Raw genomic sequence first — 18,877 nt, 5'->3', positions numbered from 1 at the left:
GGCGCAGCACCCCGGCGGCCCGTCGCACCGCCCGTTACGCCACCTTCTCCAGGGACCCGGCGGCGGCCTCCACCGCCTCGTCCACGTGCGCGCACGGCCGCGAGGCGGCCTTCCGGCGGCGCAGCACCCGCGGCAGCTCCAGATAGCCCTCGGCCTGGAGCGTCGCCAGCCCGATCCGCGGGATGTCTCGGCTGTTGCGGAAGACCACGAAACGCGGCTCCCAGCGCGGCTGGAACTTGTCGTTGAACTTGTACAGCGACTCGATCTGGTACCACCGGGACAGGAAGATCAGCGTCCCGCGCCAGACCCGCAGCACCGGCCCGGCGCCCAGCTTCTCGCCGCGCTCCAGGGACGAGCGGAAGACCGCGAAGTTCAGCGACACCCGCGCGATGTCCAGCTCCGGCGCGGCCTGCAGCGCCGCCACGATCAGCAGCTCGTTCATGCCCGGGTCGGCGGCGCGGTCGCGCCGCATCAGCTCCAGCGAGATGCCGTCGCGGCCCCAGGGGACGAAGTGCTGCATCGCCTTCAGATCGCCGAACGGGCCCGGCTCATCGCCCTCGGCGGGCGCCTGGTGCGCGGTGGCGATCACCGCGTCGCCGTCCGCCCCGGCGTCGATCCGGCCCAGCGCCATCGAGAAGCCGCGCTCGGTGTCGGTGTCCCGCCAGGCGTTCGCCGCCCGCTGGATCCGGTCCAGCTCCTCCGGGTCGAGGTCGCGTACCCGCCGCACCCGCGTGGTGTAGCCGTTGCGCTCGATGCGCTTGACCATCTGCCGGACGTTCCGCATCGCCCGCCCGGACAGCGTGAAGTCCGCGACGTCCACGATCGCCTCGTCGCCCAGCTCCAGGGCGTCCATCCCGGTCTCCCGGGTCCAGACCTGGCCGCCGGTCTCGCTGCAGCCGGTGACGGCCGGGGTCCAGGAGTGCGCCCTGGCCTCCTCCATGAACCGCTCGATCGCGCCCGGCCACGCCTCGACATCCCCTATCGGGTCGCCGCTGGCCAGCATCACCCCGGAGATCACGCGGTAGCAGACCGCGGCCTTGCCGGTCGGCGAGAACACCGCGCTCTTGTCCCGCCGCAGCGCGAAGTAGCCCAGCGAGTCCCGGGCGCCGTGCCGGTCCAGCAGCTCCCGCAGCCGCCGCTCGTCCTCGTCCGTCAGCCGCGCCACCGGGTGCTCCGGCCGGAAGGCGAGGTACGCGGTGGTGGCCACGGTCAGCAGGCCCAGCGCGCCGAGCGAGTAGCCGACGGTGTAGTCCACACCGCCGGTGTACGAAACCGGCCCCTCGAAGCCGAAGAGCCCCCACAGCACGTGCTCGACGCGCTCACCGAACGACGGCGAGCCGATGGTCTTGTGCGGATGCGAGCTGACGATCACCAGGCCGAGGCCGAAACTGACCCCGCCCAGCACGACGAGGTTGGCCAGCGCCTTCCAGCGGCTGCGCGGATCGGGCAGCGCCGCGAACTCCTTGCGGTGCCGCAGCAGGAACGCCAGCAGCACCAGCGACAGCACCGCCCCGACCACCGAGTGCCGGTACACCAGCTGCGCGGCGATGCCCACCGGCAGCAGCGCCACCGCCGCCACCCAGGCCCGCCGCTTGCGCCGCTTGAGCCCGTGGGCCAGCAGGAGCAGCAGGATCCCCACCACCAGGGACGCGGAGGCCGCCAGCGGGCTCACCGCGCCCGGCAGCACCTCGGCCACCGCGTGCACCCGGCTGTGCCGGAAGCGCGGGAAGAGGCCGGCGACCAGATTCAGCAGGCCGACGACGACTCCGGCCGTCCCCACCAGCCCCGGTACCGACGAGGGCCGCGGCCCGCGGAGCCAGCGTGGCGCAGACCACGCAACCTTCTCCGACTTTTCGCCATCTAGCCTGTCAGACATCACTTTCCCGTCGCCCCGGTCGAGAGAACGTGCGAGCCTAGTCGCAGCATCTGGACTTTTGCGCCCTGTATGACGGCGTCGCAGGGCTCGGGGTTCCACTTGCGGTCCGGATGGCCCGGCCGCCCGGAAGAAAGCACGACATGGGTCTCACCAGCAAGAAAGTGCTGCTTCTTGCCGTACTCGTCGCGGTGGCGCTGTTCGTCCTCACCATCTGGCTGTGGCCGCGGCTGTCCAAGGGCAACTGGCGCGCGGTGCTCGGCCGGATCGGACTGCTCTTCGCCACGCAGCTCTCGCTCTTCGCGGCGATCGGCCTCTTCGCCAACAACACCTTCGGCTTCTACGCCTCCTGGGCCGACCTCTTCGGCCAGGAGCAGGAGCCGGGCGTCGTCACGCACTACAAGACCGGTCCGAACGGCACCAACCTCAAGATGCTGGGCACCGAGCGCCTGAGCATCCAGGGCGCCTCGGTGCCGGCGGTGGCCGGCCGGCTGGACAAGGTCCTGATCCGCGGCGAGAAGTCCAAGATCGCCAGCCCGGCGTACGTCTACCTGCCCCCGCAGTACTTCCAGAAGCGGTACGCGCACAAGAAGTTCCCGGCGGCCGTGGTCCTCACCGGCTACCCCGGCACCGCCGAGGCGCTGTACAAGAAGCTGCACTACCCGCAGACCCAGTTCACGCTGCTCCAGGACCGCCGCATCCAGCCGACCGTGCTGGTCATGATGCGCCCCACGGTCGCCCCGCCGCGCGACACGGAGTGCGTGGACATACCCAACGGCCCGCAGACCGAGACGTTCTTCGCGCACGACCTGCGCCATGACATCAGCGGTGAGTACCGCGTCGGCCGGGACGCCAAGAGCTGGGGCATCATGGGCGACTCCACCGGCGGCTACTGCGCGCTGAAGCTGACCATGCGCAACCCCGGCTCGTACTCCACCGCCGTCTCCCTCTCCGGCGACTACAAGGCCCCGATCGACGCCACCACCGGCGACCTCTTCGGCGGCAGCGCCCAGCTCAAGCGGGAGAACGATCTGCTGTGGCGGCAGAAGCACCTGCCCGCCGCGCCGGTGAACCTCCTGGTCACCAGCAGCCGGCACGGCGAGGGCAACTACAAGAACACCCTGCGCTTCATCGAGCAGACCAAGTCGCCGGCCTCCGTCGCGTCGATCATCCTCGACAGCGGCGGCCACAACTTCAACACCTGGCGCCGGGAGATCCCGGCCGCCCTGGAGTGGCTCGGCGGCCACCTGAAGGTCTGAGCACGCCACCGGGCGCCCGCGGCGCCCACCCGCACGTCCCGGTGCAGCGGCCCGGGGCCCCGGTTGCACCACGGGGCCCCGGGCCGCTGCCGTTCCGCAAGCCGGGCCGGGGCCCGGAAGGCAGCGCTCCGCTCAGCGCGCCAGGATCAGGCTCATCGCCTCGGCCCGCGTCGCCGCATCGCGCAGCTGGCCGCGCACCGCCGAGGTGGTGGTCTTGGCGCCCGGCTTGCGCACCCCGCGCATCGTCATGCACATGTGCTCGCACTCGATGACCACGATCACCCCGCGCGGCTCCAGGATGTTCATCAGCGAGTCGGCTATCTGGGTGGTCAGCCGCTCCTGGACCTGCGGGCGCCGGGCGAACACGTCCACCAGCCGGGCCAGCTTCGACAGCCCGGTGATCTTCCCGTCGCTGGACGGGATGTAGCCGACGTGCGCCACGCCGACGAACGGCACCAGGTGGTGCTCGCAGTTCGAGACCACCTCGATGTCCTTGACCAGCACCATCTCGTCATGCCCGAGGTCGAAGGTGGTGGTCAGGACGTCCTCGGGCTTCTGCCACAGGCCGGCGAAGAGCTCCCTGTACGCCCGGGCCACCCGCGCCGGCGTCTCCAGCAGTCCCTCGCGGTCCGGGTCCTCGCCCACCGCGATCAGCAGCTCGCGTACGGCGTTCTCGGCTCGCTTCTCGTCGAATTCGCCGATCGCGCCCTCGACGTCCAGCGTCACAGGGTCCGTCATTGGTGCCTCGTTCCTTCCGGGCCCGCTCGAAAACGCGGAAATGCCGCGCCCCCCAGGCTAGAACCTGGAGGGCGCGGCGGGTATTCCGGGGCCGGTGGGACTGCCGGGGCGCGAGCTCCGGACCGTCCCGCCGGTCAGCTCTCCGGGCGCGACTCCTCGGCGGGGTCGGCGTCCTTCTCCATGGAGACCGCCGGGGACGCCGCCGAGCCGTTGGCCGGCGCCAGCTCGCGCGGCGAGAGCACCGGCGGGCGGGTCGAGGGCGTACGCCGGGAGGAGCCCGTCCACGCCGGGCGGGCCGGGCGCTTCACGACGTGCTTGAAGATCTCGGCGATCTCCTCCTTGTTGAGCGTCTCCTTCTCGAGCAGCTCCAGGACGAGGTTGTCGAGGACGTCGCGGTTCTCGACGAGGATCTCCCACGCTTCGTTGTGCGCGGTCTCGATGAGCTTCTTGACCTCCTCGTCCACCAGCGCGGCGACCTCCTCGGAGTAGTCGCGCTGGTGAGCCATCTCACGGCCCAGGAACGGCTCGGAGTTGTCCGTGCCGAACTTGATCGCGCCGAGCCGCTCGGTCATGCCGTACTGGGTGACCATCGCCCGGGCGGTGGCGGTCGCCTTCTCGATGTCGTTGGCGGCGCCGGTGGTCGGGTCGTGGAAGACCAGCTCCTCCGCCGCGCGCCCGCCCAGCATGTACGCGAGCTGGTCGAGCATCTCGTTGCGGGTGGTGGAGTACTTGTCCTCGTCGGGCAGGACCATGGTGTAGCCCAGCGCCCGGCCCCGGGACAGGATCGTGATCTTGTGCACCGGGTCGGAGTTCGGGGAGGCCGCCGCGACCAGGGCGTGTCCGCCCTCGTGGTACGCGGTGATCTTCTTCTCCTTCTCGGACATGATCCGGGTCCGCTTCTGCGGACCGGCCACCACGCGGTCGATCGCCTCGTCCAGGAAGTGGTTGTCGATCAGCTTCTTGTCGCTGCGGGCCGTCAGCAGGGCGGCCTCGTTCAGGACGTTGGACAGATCGGCACCGGTGAAGCCGGGGGTGCGCTTGGCGACGGCCGAGAGGTCGACGTCCGGCGCGACCGGCTTGCCCTTCTGGTGGACCTTGAGGATCTCCAGGCGGCCCTGGAGGTCCGGGCGGTCCACGGCGATCTGGCGGTCGAAGCGGCCCGGGCGCAGCAGCGCCGGGTCGAGGATGTCCGGCCGGTTGGTGGCGGCGATCAGGATGACGCCGCCCTTCACGTCGAAGCCGTCCATCTCGACGAGCAGCTGGTTCAGGGTCTGCTCGCGCTCGTCGTGGCCGCCGCCGAGGCCCGCGCCGCGGTGCCGGCCGACGGCGTCGATCTCGTCGACGAAGACGATCGCCGGGGCGTTCGCCTTGGCCTGCTCGAACAGGTCGCGCACCCGGGAGGCGCCGACACCGACGAACATCTCGACGAAGTCGGAGCCGGAGATCGAGTAGAACGGGACGCCCGCCTCACCGGCGACCGCGCGCGCCAGCAGCGTCTTGCCCGTACCGGGCGGGCCGTAGAGCAGCACACCCTTCGGGATCTTGGCGCCCACGGCCTGGAACTTCGCCGGCTCCTGGAGGAACTCCTTGATCTCGTGGAGCTCCTCGACGGCCTCGTCGGCGCCCGCGACGTCCGAGAAGGTCGTCTTGGGCGTGTCCTTGGTGATCAGCTTCGCCTTCGACTTGCCGAAGTTCATCACCCGGGAGCCGCCGCCCTGCATCTGGTTCATCAGGAACAGGAAGACGACCACGATGAGGACGAAGGGGAGCAGCGAGAGCAGCACGCCGACGAACGGGTTCTGCTTCGACGGGGCGACGGTGTACCCGTCCTTGATCTCGCCGGTCTGGTACTTGGCCTGGAGATTCTTCGCCAGGTCGACGCCTTGGTCGCCGATGTAGCTGGCCTGGATCTTGTTGGAGCCGTCGATCTTGTTGTTGCCCGACAGCTCGATCTTGATCTTGTTCTCGTCGCCGGTGGTCAGCTCGGCGGACTTCACCTTGTTGTCAGCGATCGCCTTGACGACCTGACCGGTGTCCACCGTCTTATAGCCGCCGGACGAGCCGACGACCTGCATCAACACGACCACGGCGAGGACGGCCAGCACGATCCACATGACCGGCCCACGGAAGTATCGCTTCACGTCCATCCATACGGAGCCGCTTAAGGCCCCGTCCCTCCTGCCACAGTGAGGCACAACGCCCTTGGGAGGGCTGGTCGTGCGTACGGTGTGTATTACTGGCCCGAAAGCAGACTGCCTTCGGACGGTACCCCAGCATTGTCACCCGGCGCCCGTGCCGGTGGGGAACAATGAAGCCCGGGATTCCGCTCTTCCTGCTCCAACGGCGGGAAACCCCGAAGGGTTCCCGCCGGTCCGCACGGGGCCTTCGGGCCTCGCCGGCCGCGGCGGCCGGCGAGCGCGGGGTGGGCTCTCAGCCGCCGTAGACGTGGGGCGAGAGGGTACCGACGAACGGCAGATTGCGGTACTTCTCCGCGAAGTCCAGGCCATAGCCCACGACGAATTCGTTGGGGATGTCGAAGCCGATCCACTTCACGTCGATCGCCACCTTGGCCGCGTCCGGCTTCCGCAGCAGCGTGCACACCTCCAGCGAGGCGGGCTCGCGCGAGCCGAGGTTGGACAGCAGCCACGACAGGGTCAGCCCCGAATCGATGATGTCCTCGACGATCAGGACGTGCTTGCCCTTGATGTCGGTGTCCAGGTCCTTGAGGATCCGGACCACACCGGAGGACTGGGTGCCCGCGCCGTAGGACGACACGGCCATCCAGTCCATCGTGACGGGGGTGGACAGCGCGCGCGCCAGATCCGCCATCACCATCACCGCGCCCTTGAGGACGCCGACGATGAGCAGGTCCTTGCCCGCGTACTCCGCGTCGATCTTCGCCGCCAGCTCGGCCAGCTTGGCGTCGATCTCTTCCTTGGTGATGAGCACCGACTGAAGATCGGCGCCCATGTCCTTCTCGTCCACCCGTGCCACTTTCGCTCGGTTCGGTGTGTGCAGATCGGTCGTGGAGCTCACGAAGCGTCGAGACCGTCGTGAGATCACGAAGCAGGGCGCGGTCGTCCGCGGCTCAGCCCTGCCGAATGACCAGTCTGCCACCCTGCCGGCGGACACCCACCCGCCCGGGGAGGTTCAGCGCCCCCTGCCCGCGCCAGGCGGTGATCAGCCGGTCCACTTCCTCGATGTGCCGGGCGAAGAGCGAACCGGCCGGCGAACCGGCCGCGATGACCGCCCGGCGCAGCACCCGGCGGCGCACCGCGGGCGGCAGCGCGAACAGCCCGGCGACGTCGAGGGTGCCCGCCTCGTCGCACACCGCGGCCGCGGCCTCGGCGGCCCAGGCGTCCAGCGCGTCGGCGTCGTCCCGGGAGAGCTGGGCGGTCCGCGCCAGCGCCTCCACGACGCCCTTGCCCAGGCACTTCTCCAGCGCGGGCAGCCCTTCGTGGCGCAGCCGGGAGCGGGTGTAGGCGGGGTCGGTGTTGTGCGGGTCGTCCCAGACCGGCAGCGCCTGGACCAGGCAGGCCGTACGGGCCGTCTGCCGGTCGACGTCCAGGAAGGGGCGGCGGTAGCGGCCGCCCGTACCGGTGGTGGCGGCCATCCCGGAGAGCGAGCGGATCCCGGAGCCGCGGGCCAGTCCGAGCAGGACCGTCTCGGCCTGGTCGTCGCGGGTGTGGCCGAGGAGGACGGCGGTGGCGCCGCGGCGCTCGGCGGTGGCGTCCAGCGCGGCGTAGCGGGCGTCCCGGGCGGCCGCCTCGGGGCCGCCGGCCCGGCCCACCTCGACATGGACGAGGTCGACGGGATCGAGGGCCAGGGCGCGCAGGCGCAGGGCGACCTCGGCGGCGCGGAGGTCGGAGCCTTCCTGGAGGCCGTGGTCGATGGTCACGCCCCCGGCGCGGACGCCCAGTTTCGGGGCTTCGAAGGCGAGGGCGGAGGCGAGCGCCATGGAATCGGCGCCGCCGGAGCATGCGACGAGCACGAGCGGCGCGTCCGGCCGGTCGTGCGCGCTGTGGTGGGTGAGCACGTCGTGGAGTACGCGGCGGACCGCCAGGCGTATCGCGGCGACCGCTGGATGGGGACCCATGTCCGTTTCCAATCGTTCAGCTGGGGCGAGCCTCGGGCCGTGGACGACACTTCGTCACACAGAGTGCCTAGATGGTGACAGAGGCGAGCAGTTCCCCGAGCATTGCACGCCTATCCCTCGGTCACGGTCCCTCGGACGGGTGATTGAAGGGGCGCTCTACTGCCGCGCGGCGGCCCCGGCTCGCAACCCGCGCCCGCGGCGCCCCGTCCCCCTAGCGGTGCACCCGCGCGACCCAGTCCGCCGGTTTGGCGATCTCCTGTTTGGTGGGGAGGGTGTTCGGCGACGTCCAGACCCTGTTGAAGCCGTCCATGCCGACCTCCTCGACGACCGCGCGCACGAACCGCTCACCGTCACGGTACTGCCGCAGTTTCGCATCCAGGCCGAGCAGCTTGCGCAGCGCCTGGTCCAGCCGGCCCGCGCCGCTGGCCCGCCGCTTCTGGAACTTCTCCCGGATCTCCGCCACCGAGGGCACCACCTCCGGCCCCACCCCGTCCATGACGAAGTCGGCGTGCCCCTCCAGCAGCGACATCACCGCCGTCAGCCGCCCCAGGATCTCCCGCTGCGCGGGCGTCTGCACCAGATCCACCAGCGACCGGCTCTCGTCGCCCTCCTCGCCCTCCGGCCGCGCCCCGGCCAGCGACTGCGCGGCCTCCCGCAGCCGCGCCAGCAGCGCGCCCGGGTCGATGTCGGTCTCGGCGAGGAACGACTGCACCTCGCCCTCGATGTGGTCCCGCAGCCACGGCACCGCGCTGAACTGCGTCCGGTGGGTCTCCTCGTGCAGGCACACCCACAGCCGGAAGTCGTGCGGATCCACGTCCAGCTCGCGCTCCACGTGGACGATGTTGGGCGCCACCAGCAGCAGCCGGCCGCCCTGCGAACCGGCCGGCAGCTCCCGCGAGGCCGGCGCGAACGTCTCGTACTGGCCCAGCACCCGCGACGCCAGGAACGACAGCAGCATGCCCAGCTCCGCGCCGGTGACCTTGCCGCCGACCGCGCCGATCACCGCGCCGCCGGGCATCGCGGACCGCCGGTCCTCCATCTTGGCCAGCAGCGGTTTGAGCACCGCCCGGAAGCCGGCGACGTTGGCGCGGATCCAGCCGGGGCGGTCTACGACGAGGACGGGGGTGTCGTGCGGGGGGACTGTCCCGGCCCGGCCGGGTGCGCCGGCTTCGGCCGGGCCGCCTTCGGGTGCGCCTTCGGGCGCGGCGCCTTCGGCCTCGGCGCCGGGCGGGGCCATTCGGGTGAAGCCGCGGACGTGCGCCTCGGACGACTTGGCGTGCCGGCGCAGTTCGGCGACGATCGCGCGGGCCTCGTCCCGGGTGACGTCCGGGCCCGGACGTACGAAGCGGGTCGCGGTCGTGACCGCGAGATTCCAGTCGACCATGTCGGTTCCACCGATGCGCGTCATGGGTTCACGGTACGGGGGCACTGCGTTGGCTGGTAGCCGACGACGGTGGTGGGCTCGCCCCCACGTTGTCGGCTTTCCCGCCGCGGTTTGTTTTTGCGCCTGCGGCGCTGGGCCGCTGCGCTTGGCCTGGCCCCCACGTTGTCGGCTTTCCCGCCGCGGTTTGTTTTTGCGCCTGCGGCGCGGAGCCGCTGCGCGGGGCTTTCGGGGTGCGGTGACGGGCTGGTGGGGTGGGGGTGTCCGGACTGCTTCGCTTTACGTCCGGACACCCCCACCCCACCAGCCCGTCACCTCCCGTGGGTGGGTGGTTTTCGGTGGGTGGGGGCTGCTGTTGGTGGGTCGGTGCGGGTTGTCGTCTGGTTAGCGGCAGCCGCAGTTGGCGAGGGTGGAGGCCAGGCGGTCGAGGGCCTTTTGGGCGGCTTGGGGGTCGGTGGTGCCGGTGGTCATGAAGGTGAAGGCCAGGAGGCGGCCGTCGGCGTCGACGACGGTGCCGGCGAGGGTGTTGACGCCGGTGAGGGTGCCGGTTTTGGCGCGGACGGTGCCGGCGCCGGCGGGGTCGTTGGTGTAGCGGGCGCTGAGGGTGCCGGTGAAGGCGGCCACCGGGAGGCCCGTGACGACCGGGCGGAGTTCGGGGCGGTGGGGGGCGGCGGCGAGGAGCAGGAGGCGGGAGAGGAGGTTCGCGGAGACCTTGTCGTCGCGGTCCAGGCCGCTGCCGTCCTCGAAGACCGCGCCGGTCAGGGGGAGGTGCTGGGCGGCGAGGGTGTCGCGGACGGCGGCGGCCGCGCCGTCGAAGCTCGCGGGGCGGTGGGCGGCGCGTGCGGTCTGCCGGGCCAGGGCCTCGGCGATGTCGTTGTCGCTGTTGGTCAGCATGCGTTCGACGAGGGCGGAGAGGGGTGTGGAGTGGACGGTGGCGAGGCGGTCGGCGGTCGCGGGGGCGTGGGTCTCGGCGGGGTCGTCCTTGACCGTGATGCCCTGGGCGGTCAGGAGGGCGGTGAAGGTGCGGGCGGTGTCGCCGGCGGGGTCGGTGGAGCGGGGGGCGGGGCCGTGGTCGCTGTCGTCCAGGCGGGCCTCGTCGGTCATCAGGGCGGTGACCGGCGCGATGTTCTCGTTCGGGCCGATGGGGTGCTCGACGGGGCCGGAGTACGCGGAGGTGTCGTAGCTGAGCGTGACGGTGGTGAGCTTGCGCTGCTTGAGGGCGCGGGCGGTGGCGGCGGCGAGATCGCGCAGGCTGGCCGGGTGCTCGCCGGGGCCGGGGGCGGTCGCGCGGGCGGTGAGCGTCGGGTCGCCGCCGCCGACCAGGACGATCCGGTCGCGGTCGGCCAGGACGGCGGAGGTGTCGATGCGGTGGTCGGCGCCGAGGCGGGTGAGCGCGGCCACCGCGGTGGCCAGTTTGACCGTGGAGGCGGGGGTGGCGGCCTCGTCCGGCTTCTCGGCGAAGAGCTGGCGGCCGGCCGCGACGTCCAGGACGGACGCGGTCCGTAGCGGGCCGAGCGCCGGGTCGGCCAGCAGGGGCGCCAGCGCGTCGGCCAGCCCGGCCGCGGTCGGCGCCGGGGCCGCGCCGCGGGCCGGTCCGCCGAGCGCGGTCAGCACCGCCGGGGCGCTGGGCGCCGGGGCGGGCGCCCGGCCGTCGTCGTGATGCTCGCCACCTGTCGCCGGAGCGGGGGCCGCCGCGGCCCGCTCGGCCGTACGCTGACCCGAGTCCCACGGGCCGGCCGCCGCGACCGCGGCGACCGCGACCGCCAGGCCGGTGGCGGCGGACACCGCGGTCAGCCGCCAGGTCTGCCGGGTGTGCGGCGGTGCGGCCAGCCAGGTCCGCCGGGCGGCGTCCGAGGCGGAGTGCGCGCAGCGCCGCGCGTTCCCCGCCGCGGTGCGCGCGGTACGTCCGGCCAGGCGTGCCGCCACCCGCGCGGAACGCTGCGCCGACTGCCATCTGACCTGCCAGTTCCGGGTCTCGGGCATCGCGGACCAGCCCCTTTCGCCACCACACACCTGCGTGGGGGACACTTAATCACCAGACGTATGTGTTGATCATGGAGGAGCCACCCGTGGAGTTCGACGTCACCATCGAGATCCCGAAGGGTTCGCGGAACAAGTACGAGGTGGACCACGAGACCGGTCGGATCCGCCTGGACCGTCGACTCTTCACCTCGACCAGCTACCCGGCCGACTACGGCTTCGTCGAGAACACCCTCGGCGAGGACGGCGACCCGCTGGACGCGCTGGTCATCCTGGACGAGCCGACCTTCCCCGGCTGCCTCATCAAGTGCCGCGCCATCGGGATGTTCCGGATGACGGACGAGGCCGGCGGCGACGACAAGCTGCTGTGCGTGCCGGCTTCCGACCCGCGCGTCGAGCACCTCCGCGACATCCACCACGTCTCGGAGTTCGACCGCCTGGAGATCCAGCACTTCTTCGAGGTCTACAAGGACCTGGAGCCCGGCAAGTCCGTCGAGGGCGCCAACTGGGTCGGCCGCACCGACGCCGAGGCCGAGATCGAGCGCTCGTACAAGCGCTTCGAGGCGCAGGGCGGGCACTGACCCATCCGGAGCGGACGGGGTACCGCAGCGGGGCTCTCCGGGGCCCCGCGCGCCCGCCGGACCACTCCGATTTTCGTACGCGAACGGGCGGCACCCATCCGGGGGGCCGCCCGTTCGCCGTGTCGCGGTCCGTCAGAAGCCGCGGGTCCGCTTGGCCGCGCGCCGCCCCGCACCGGGCTCGGTGATGCCGGGGACGCGCAGGAAGAGCCGGGCGATCTCGCTTCCGAGGTTCACCCCGACCGCGATCGCCAGCGCCAGCGAGGCGGCCTTGATCAGCGAGGAGAATCCCTCCAGCAAATTGCCCTGCGCGAAGTTGAGCAGCCCGAAGTAGGTCGCGCTACCGGGCAGCAGCGGACCGATCGCCGCCGTCACGTAGGGCAGCGCGGAGGCGTAGCGGTAACGGGACAGCAGCTGCCCGAAGAGGCCGACGAGCCCGGCCGCGATGGCCGTCGAGGGCACCGCGTTGAAGTGCGCGGTCGCGGTCAGCGCCCCGTAGACGACCCAGGCGACACCGCCGTTGAGCGTCGCGAACGCCACCGTGTGCCGCTCCTGCTGGAGCAGTACGCAGAACGCCAGCGCCAGCAGCATCGAGGCCACGGTCTGCACCACCGGCTCGTTGTAGAGCCGCAGCGCCTGCTCGGGATTGAGGCGCTGCAGCCCGGGATCGAACTGCAAGCCGATGTAGAGCACCGACAGCACGCCGACCACGATGCCGACGATCAGATAGCCGACCTCCAGCAGCCGCGCGGAGGCGGTGATGTAGTAGCCCGTCAGGCCGTCCTGGACGCTGGCGACCAGCGCCCGCCCGGGGATCAGCGCGAACAGCCCACCGGTGATCACCGCGGAGGACTGGACGTTGGAGTGGGCCAGCGCGAAGAGCAGCCCCATCCCGGCCGGCGGCATCGCCGCGACCACGAACTGGTAGAACTCCGGCAGCCCGCGCGCGGACGCCAGCCAGGCGATCCGGTCGCCGAGCATCGAGCCGATCGCCGCCGCGACGAACACCAGCGTCCCGCCGCCGACCAGCATGCTCGCCGCGCCGGACAGCAGCCCGGACGACACCGTCAGCGCCCAGCTCGGGTACGGATGCCGGTTGCGCCGGATCTCGGCCAGCCCGCGGTACGCCTCCTCCAGGGTGATCCCCTCGGAGGTGATCTCGTCCACCAGCCGGAACACCGCCGACAGGCGGGTGTAGTCCACACCCCGCCGCCGCACCGTCCGGCTCGCGGTCAGCGGGTCCTCCACCAGCGACGGCTGGTACGAGATCGACAGCAGCGTGAACGTGACCGTCGGCTCGACCCGCTCCAGCCCGTACGCGTGCGCCACGCCGAACATCGCGGCCTCGACGTCCTCCGCGCCCTCACCGCCGGCCAGCAGGATCTCGCCGATCCGCAGCGTCAGGTCCAGTACGCGCGGCGCGGCGGGCCCGCCGCCCTCCTCCTCGGCGCGCTCCACCCGCTCGGGCACCGGACGCTCGTGGATCGGCATCCGCAGCATGGTCCGCATCCGGTCCTGCCACGGTGCTTCCTTGGTCAGGCTGAGCGCCGGTATCCCGTGCGGCGGGGTGAACGCGGCCCCCGGCAGCGGCGTCTGCCCGGTGGTGCTCCCCGGCGGCGCGAACGCCGACCCCTCGGGCTCGCCGGGCCCCTCCGGCCGCAGGCCCTCGGGCAGCGCGAACTCGGAGGTGGGGTGCTCCTCCTCGGGCGCCGGCGGCAGCGGTACGCCCAGCGGCGGCGTGAACGCGCTGTGCGCCTCGTCCGACTGCGGTTTCCGGTCCTCGGGCAGGCCGGCCTGCTCCGCGTTCCCACTGCTCCTGCTACCGCTGCCGCGCTGGCCGCGTCCTGGGTCCGACGCCACGTAACTCCGCTCCTCGTGCGTACGCCTCCTGCCGATCGGTCATGCACACGATGCCCCATCCCGGAACGCCCCGCTTGCCCGGGGCCCACCGCACCGACCCGAGGCCCAACCCCCCACCTGCCCGATCCGCCCACTCGCACGCCCCGGCCCGGCGCCCAGACCCCACCCGCAGGGACGAGACCCCACACTCCCCCGAGGGGACGAGACCACGTAAACCAGCGGACCCCGGCCGAAACGGCGAGGCAGCCGCCAACGGCGCCGGGCGGAGGGGCTGCCCCGGACCCCGCCCGCAGGATCTGGAGCGAACCGCGGGGCATTCCTCATCCCACGGACCAGATGCGCCCGCACCGAGGACGGGGTCCGGGGCAGCCCCTCCGCCCCCACCACCGCCGCGTAGGCGAAGCGCCGCAACCAACCACGGCGCGGCACAAAAAAACGGCGGGGCGGCCCCGAACAACCACCCCGCCGCCACGGCGAGCAACCACCACCCAACAGGGTCCGGCGGAAAACCCACCCACCCGAACCCCAACGTGGGAGGGAAAAACTACCGCTTCGCGTGGCGCCCCCGGCGCCCATTACCCGCCTGCGCCCGCGCAGCCACCGCGACCACATCGCCATCCCCGGCGGCGGCCGCCGCCTTGCTCTTGCCCCGAGCCCGCAGAAACTCGATCCCCACCGGAATCACCGAAATCAGCACAATCCCGACCAGAATCGCCTCGATGTTCTTGTGCACGAACTCGACATTGCCCAGTGCCGCGCCCAGCAGCGTCACGCCGCCGCCCCACAGCGTCCCGCCGATGACGTTGAAGATGAGGAACGAGCGGTAGTTCATCGCGCTGACGCCGGCGATGATCGGCGTGAACGTCCGGACGATCGGGACGAACCGCGCGAGGATCAGCGACTTCGGACCGTGCTTCTCGAAGAACGCGTGCGCCTTCTCGACGTTCTCCTGCTTGAACAGCCGGGAGTCGGGCCGCTTGAAGAGCGAGGGGCCGACCTTCCGGCCGAAGAGGTAGCCGGCCTGGTCGCCGAGCGCGGCCGCCAGCACCACCAGCACGCACACCAGCCACAGCGGCTTGCCGAGCGTGCCGGTCGTCACCATCAGCCCGGTGGTGAACAGCAGCGAGTCGCCCGGCAGGAAGAAGCCGATCAGCAGCCCGGACTCCGCGAACACGATGAGCAGGACGCCGATCAGGCCGAATGTCGTGATCAAGTAGTCCGAGTTCAGCCACTGGGGGCCGAGCGCGAGAGTATTCACGGGGTGAAAGCTCCTGGGTCGAGGGCGCCCGGCTCGCGCGATGCGACGAGCGGAAGCGAGGATGCAGGCGCGGTGTGCGGCCCAAAGCTATCAACGGACCACCCCGCCCCGCGGTTCCAGCCGCCGCCCGGCCCCGGCCCCCGGCCACCCCGCCGTACCGCCCCGGCGACCCCGCCCCGCCGCCGGACGTCCGGATACTGAAAAGCCGCTGAGAAGCCGGACCCCCGGGTGAGATCCTCCGCCCATGCTCGGAATAACGGATCTGTCCACGTATCTGGCGGGCCTGGCCCTGATCATCCTGCTGCCGGGACCGAATTCCCTCTACGTCGTCTCGGTCGCCGCACGGCGCGGCCGCCGGGTGGCCTACCGGGCGGCCGCGGGCGTGCTGTGCGGCGACGCGGTGCTGATGACACTGTCGGCGGGCGGCGTGGCCTCGCTGCTGAAGGCCAGCCCGGTCCTCTTCGGCATCGTGAAGTTCGCCGGCGCGGGCTACCTGACCTGGCTGGCCGCCGGAATGCTGCGCGGCGCCTGGTCCCTGTGGCGCGGCAGCCGCACCTCCCGCGCCGCACGGCGGACGACGGCGGAACGGGCAGACGGGGCGCACGAAGCAAACGCGGCAAACGCGGCGAGCGAGGCCACCGGACCGAACCGGACCGCCCCCGAGCGCCCCTACCGCCGCGCCCTCATCGTCAGCCTCCTCAACCCCAAGGCGATCCTCTTCTTCATCTCCTTCTTCGTGCAGTTCGTCGACCCGTCGTACGCCCACCCGGCCCTGTCGTTCGTGGCCCTCGGCGTCCTGGCCCAGCTGTTCAGCATCACGTACCTGTCGGTGCTGATCTTCAGCGGTACGTATCTGGCGGCGACCTTCCGCCGCCGCAAGCGGCTGACGGCCGGCCTGACCGCGGGCGCCGGCGCCGCCTTCCTCGGCTTCGCCGCCAAGCTCTCCCTCGCCGGCACGGGCTGACCGCGACGGGCCGACCGCCGCGAACCGACCACACGGGCCGGCCCCCGCCAGGCCGGCCGAACCCCACCGGCCGAACCCCGCAGGCCCCCCACCCCCTATGCCCCTATTGTCGGCTTCCAGGAGGTGGGGCATGCCCGCGCACGACGTCAACGTCGCCGTCATCTACTACTCGTCGACCGGCACCATCGCCGAGCTGGCCCGGCTGATCGCCGACGCCGCCGAGCACGCCGGCGCCGACGTACGGCTGCGCCGGGTCGCCGAACTCGCCCCGCAGGCCGCCATCGACGCCAACCCGGCCTGGGCGGCCAACGCCGCCGCCACCGCCGACATCCTGGAGGCCGCCCCGGACGACATGCTCTGGGCGGACGCGGTGGTCCTCGGCACCCCGACCCGCTTCGGCAACGTCACGTCCCAGCTGAAGCAGTTCCTGGACACCCTGGGCGGCCTCTGGCAGCAGGGCCGGCTGGCCGACAAGGTCTACAGCGGCTTCACCGCCTCCGGCACCCGGCACGGCGGCCAGGAGTCCACCCTCCTGGCGCTGTACCACACCGTCCACCACTTCGGCGGGATCCTCATCGCCCCGGGATACACCGACCCGGTGAAGTACACCGACGGCAATCCGTACGGCACCTCGCACGTCGGCGGCCCGGAGACCCCGGTCGACGCCGACGCCCGCGCCGCCGCCCGCGTCCAGGCCGAGCGGGTCGTGAAATTCACCAAAGCCATCAAAGCCGGTCTCGCGGCCGCGAGTTGAGGGAGGCCGTCCCCCGATGACGCTCCACAAAGGCGCCTCCGCCCACGACCGCCGGCGCCGCGCCCGCCCGGTGAACCCGTTCTACGGCGAGGCCGACCCGCTCGGCGGCATGGAGACCTCGCCCCCGCGCCACACCCTCCCCGAGGGCCCGGTCCCCCCGCACACCGCCTACCAGTTCGTCCACGACGAGCTGATGCTGGACGGCAACGCCCGGCTGAACCTCGCCACCTTCGTCACCACCTGGATGGAGCCGCAGGCCGCCGTCCTGCTGTCGGAGTGCCGCGACAAGAACATGATCGACAAGGACGAGTACCCGCGCACCGCCGAGCTGGAGCGGCGCTGCGTGGCGATGCTCGCCGACCTCTGGCACGTCCCCGACCCGGACGCCGCCATCGGCTGCTCCACCACCGGCTCCAGCGAGGCCTGCATGCTCGCCGGGATGGCCCTCAAGCGCCGCTGGGCCCACCGCAACAAGGACCGCTATCCCGCCACCGCCCGGCCCAACCTCGTCATGGGCGCCAACGTCCAGGTCTGCTGGGACAAGTTCTGCGCCTACTGGGAGGTGGAGGCCCGCCAGGTCCCCATGGAGGGCGACCGCTTCCACCTCGACCCGGAGTCCGCGGCGGCGCTCTGCGACGAGAACACCATCGGCGTGGTCGCCGTCCTCGGCTCCACCTTCGACGGCTCCTACGAGCCGGTGGCCGATATCTGCGCGGCGCTGGACGCCCTCCAGGAGCGCACCGGCCTGGACGTCCCGGTGCATGTGGACGGCGCGTCCGGCGCCATGATCGCGCCGTTCCTCGACCCCGACCTGGTCTGGGACTTCCGCCTTCCCCGGGTGGCCTCGATCAACACCTCCGGCCACAAGTACGGCCTGGTCTACCCGGGCGTCGGCTGGGCCCTCTGGCGCGACCAGGAAGCGCTCCCGGAGGAGCTGGTCTTCCGCGTCAACTACCTGGGCGGCGATATGCCGACCTTCGCCCTGAACTTCTCCCGCCCCGGGGCGCAGGTCGCCGCCCAGTACTACACGTTCCTGCGGCTGGGCCGCTCCGGCTTCCGCGCCGTCCAGCAGGCCACCCGCGACGTGGCCCGCTCGATGGCCGAACGGATCGGCGCGCTGGGCGACTTCCGGCTGCTGACCCGCGGCGGCCAGCTGCCGGTCTTCGCCTTCACCACCACCCCCGACGTCACCGCCTACGACGTCTTCGACGTCTCCCGGAGGATGAAGGAGCGCGGCTGGCTGATCCCCGCGTACTCCTTCCCGCCGAACCGCCAGGACCTCTCCGTCCTGCGCGTGGTGTGCCGCAACGGCTTCTCGCTGGACCTCGCCGACCTCTTCATGGCCGACCTGGAGCAGCTGCTGCCCGAACTCCGCCGCCAGTCCCATCCGTTGGACGTCCCGGAGCGGGTCGCCACCGCCTTCCACCACTGACGCCCGCGCGCCCCGGGCGCCACCGCGGCGGGCCGGTCAGCCCTCCCGGGCCCGCTTCTCCTCGTCCACCAGCTCGAAGGCGGTCTTCCCGTCCAGCGACTCCCGGACGATATCGGCGTGGCCGGCGTGCCGGGCGGTCTCCTCGATCAGGTGCAGCATCAGCCAGCGCATCGACTGCCGGGCGTCCTTGGGGGCCCACGGCGCCGGCGGCAGCGGGAAGGTGTCGTCCAGGCTGGGCACCGCGCGCAGGAACTTCTCCGTCTCGGCCGCGACGCCCTCCCAGTACGCCAGCATCCCGGCGACGGTCTCGTCCGGCAGCAGTTCGAACCCCTCCTGCCAGGTGCTCTGGTCGCGCGGGATGGAGTGCGGCCGCTCCTGGGCCATCTCCACCCAGCGCTGCTCGACCTCCGCGACATGCTTGATCAGCCCGCCCAGCGACAGCTCACCGGCGCTCGGCCGCTGCCGGGCCTGCTCGTCGGTCAGCCCCAGGACGGCCCGCCGCAGACCGCCGCGCTGCGCCTCCAGGAAGGCCAGCAGGGCGCCGCGCTCGTCACCGTGGTCCTCGGCCGGAACATACGTGGGCATGCGATCACCTTTCTCTCGCCGGCGGCGGCCACCGCCGGCGGAATCGGCCGGAACCCGACTGTCCGGCCGCCGCTGGGATCCAACCTAGGCGGCCAGTAGGACAGTTGGCGTCCTATATC

At 71.9% G+C, this 18,877-nt stretch carries 15 protein-coding genes; 5 read left to right on the top strand and 10 right to left on the bottom strand.

The window, feature by feature from the left end; genetic code table 11:
- Positions 1–34: 34 nt before the first annotated feature.
- Positions 35–1,876, bottom strand: coding sequence for a phosphatidylglycerol lysyltransferase domain-containing protein (locus tag ADL22_RS01640; RefSeq protein WP_079063767.1), 1,842 nt, complete (start codon positions 1,874–1,876; stop codon positions 35–37).
- Between the two features lie 140 nt (positions 1,877–2,016).
- Between ADL22_RS01640 and ADL22_RS01635 the strand changes: the two genes are divergently transcribed.
- Positions 2,017–3,132 carry an alpha/beta hydrolase gene (locus tag ADL22_RS01635; protein WP_066972988.1) on the top strand — a complete coding sequence of 372 codons (1,116 nt, stop codon included), beginning with the start codon at positions 2,017–2,019 and terminating at the stop codon, positions 3,130–3,132.
- Between the two features lie 132 nt (positions 3,133–3,264).
- Here the strand turns inward: ADL22_RS01635 and folE are convergent, their stop codons facing one another.
- The 6 genes from folE to dacB form a co-directional block, all read right to left on the bottom strand.
- Positions 3,265–3,870 carry a GTP cyclohydrolase I FolE gene (folE, locus tag ADL22_RS01630; RefSeq protein WP_066972986.1) on the bottom strand — a complete coding sequence of 202 codons (606 nt, stop codon included), beginning with the start codon at positions 3,868–3,870 and terminating at the stop codon, positions 3,265–3,267.
- 134 nt (positions 3,871–4,004) lie between these two features.
- Positions 4,005–6,017, bottom strand: coding sequence for an ATP-dependent zinc metalloprotease FtsH (ftsH, locus tag ADL22_RS01625; RefSeq protein WP_066972984.1), 2,013 nt, complete (start codon positions 6,015–6,017; stop codon positions 4,005–4,007).
- A 283-nt stretch (positions 6,018–6,300) separates the two neighbouring features.
- Positions 6,301–6,840, bottom strand: a complete 540-nt coding sequence (gene hpt, locus ADL22_RS01620; RefSeq protein ID WP_037812418.1) for a hypoxanthine phosphoribosyltransferase — start codon at positions 6,838–6,840, stop codon at positions 6,301–6,303.
- 118 nt (positions 6,841–6,958) lie between these two features.
- A complete protein-coding gene (gene tilS, locus ADL22_RS01615; protein WP_066972982.1) occupies positions 6,959–7,966 on the bottom strand; it encodes a tRNA lysidine(34) synthetase TilS in 1,008 nt (335 codons plus the stop codon).
- A 211-nt stretch (positions 7,967–8,177) separates the two neighbouring features.
- Positions 8,178–9,374 (bottom strand): zinc-dependent metalloprotease, encoded by a 1,197-nt coding sequence (locus ADL22_RS01610; RefSeq protein WP_066972981.1) that lies wholly within the window; start codon positions 9,372–9,374, stop codon positions 8,178–8,180.
- 357 nt (positions 9,375–9,731) lie between these two features.
- Complete coding sequence (gene dacB, locus ADL22_RS01605) at positions 9,732–11,330, bottom strand: D-alanyl-D-alanine carboxypeptidase/D-alanyl-D-alanine-endopeptidase (RefSeq protein WP_066972979.1); 1,599 nt, start codon at positions 11,328–11,330, stop codon at positions 9,732–9,734.
- Between the two features lie 86 nt (positions 11,331–11,416).
- Here dacB and ADL22_RS01600 point away from each other — a divergent pair, with 86 nt between their 5' ends.
- Positions 11,417–11,908: an inorganic diphosphatase gene (locus tag ADL22_RS01600; RefSeq protein WP_066972977.1), complete on the top strand. Its 492-nt coding sequence runs from the start codon at positions 11,417–11,419 to the stop codon at positions 11,906–11,908.
- A gap of 132 nt (positions 11,909–12,040) precedes the next feature.
- Here ADL22_RS01600 and ADL22_RS01595 read toward each other — a convergent pair whose 3' ends face one another.
- Positions 12,041–13,765: a threonine/serine exporter family protein gene (locus ADL22_RS01595; protein WP_066972975.1), complete on the bottom strand. Its 1,725-nt coding sequence runs from the start codon at positions 13,763–13,765 to the stop codon at positions 12,041–12,043.
- A 544-nt stretch (positions 13,766–14,309) separates the two neighbouring features.
- Positions 14,310–15,023, bottom strand: coding sequence for a DedA family protein (locus ADL22_RS01590; protein WP_066972973.1), 714 nt, complete (start codon positions 15,021–15,023; stop codon positions 14,310–14,312).
- Positions 15,024–15,267: 244 nt separating this feature from the next.
- On the opposite strand from ADL22_RS01590, the gene leuE reads away from it, so the two are divergent.
- The 3 genes from leuE (at position 15,268) to ADL22_RS01575 (ending at position 18,173) form a co-directional block, all read left to right on the top strand.
- The gene (gene leuE, locus ADL22_RS01585) at positions 15,268–15,987 is read left to right on the top strand and encodes a leucine efflux protein LeuE (RefSeq protein WP_066972971.1); all 720 of its coding nucleotides are present in this window, start codon (positions 15,268–15,270) and stop codon (positions 15,985–15,987) included.
- Positions 15,988–16,117: 130 nt separating this feature from the next.
- A complete protein-coding gene (wrbA, locus tag ADL22_RS01580; RefSeq protein ID WP_066972969.1) occupies positions 16,118–16,741 on the top strand; it encodes an NAD(P)H:quinone oxidoreductase in 624 nt (207 codons plus the stop codon).
- A 16-nt stretch (positions 16,742–16,757) separates the two neighbouring features.
- Positions 16,758–18,173, top strand: a complete 1,416-nt coding sequence (locus tag ADL22_RS01575) for a glutamate decarboxylase (protein WP_066972967.1) — start codon at positions 16,758–16,760, stop codon at positions 18,171–18,173.
- Positions 18,174–18,209: 36 nt separating this feature from the next.
- Here ADL22_RS01575 and ADL22_RS01570 read toward each other — a convergent pair whose 3' ends face one another.
- Positions 18,210–18,758 (bottom strand): DinB family protein, encoded by a 549-nt coding sequence (locus tag ADL22_RS01570; RefSeq protein ID WP_066972966.1) that lies wholly within the window; start codon positions 18,756–18,758, stop codon positions 18,210–18,212.
- Positions 18,759–18,877 lie beyond the last annotated feature (119 nt).

It is taken from the genome of Streptomyces sp. NRRL F-4489 (genome assembly GCF_001509485.1).
GTDB lineage: Bacteria > Actinomycetota > Actinomycetes > Streptomycetales > Streptomycetaceae > Streptomyces.
This window is presented reverse-complemented; position numbering and strand designations above follow the sequence as displayed.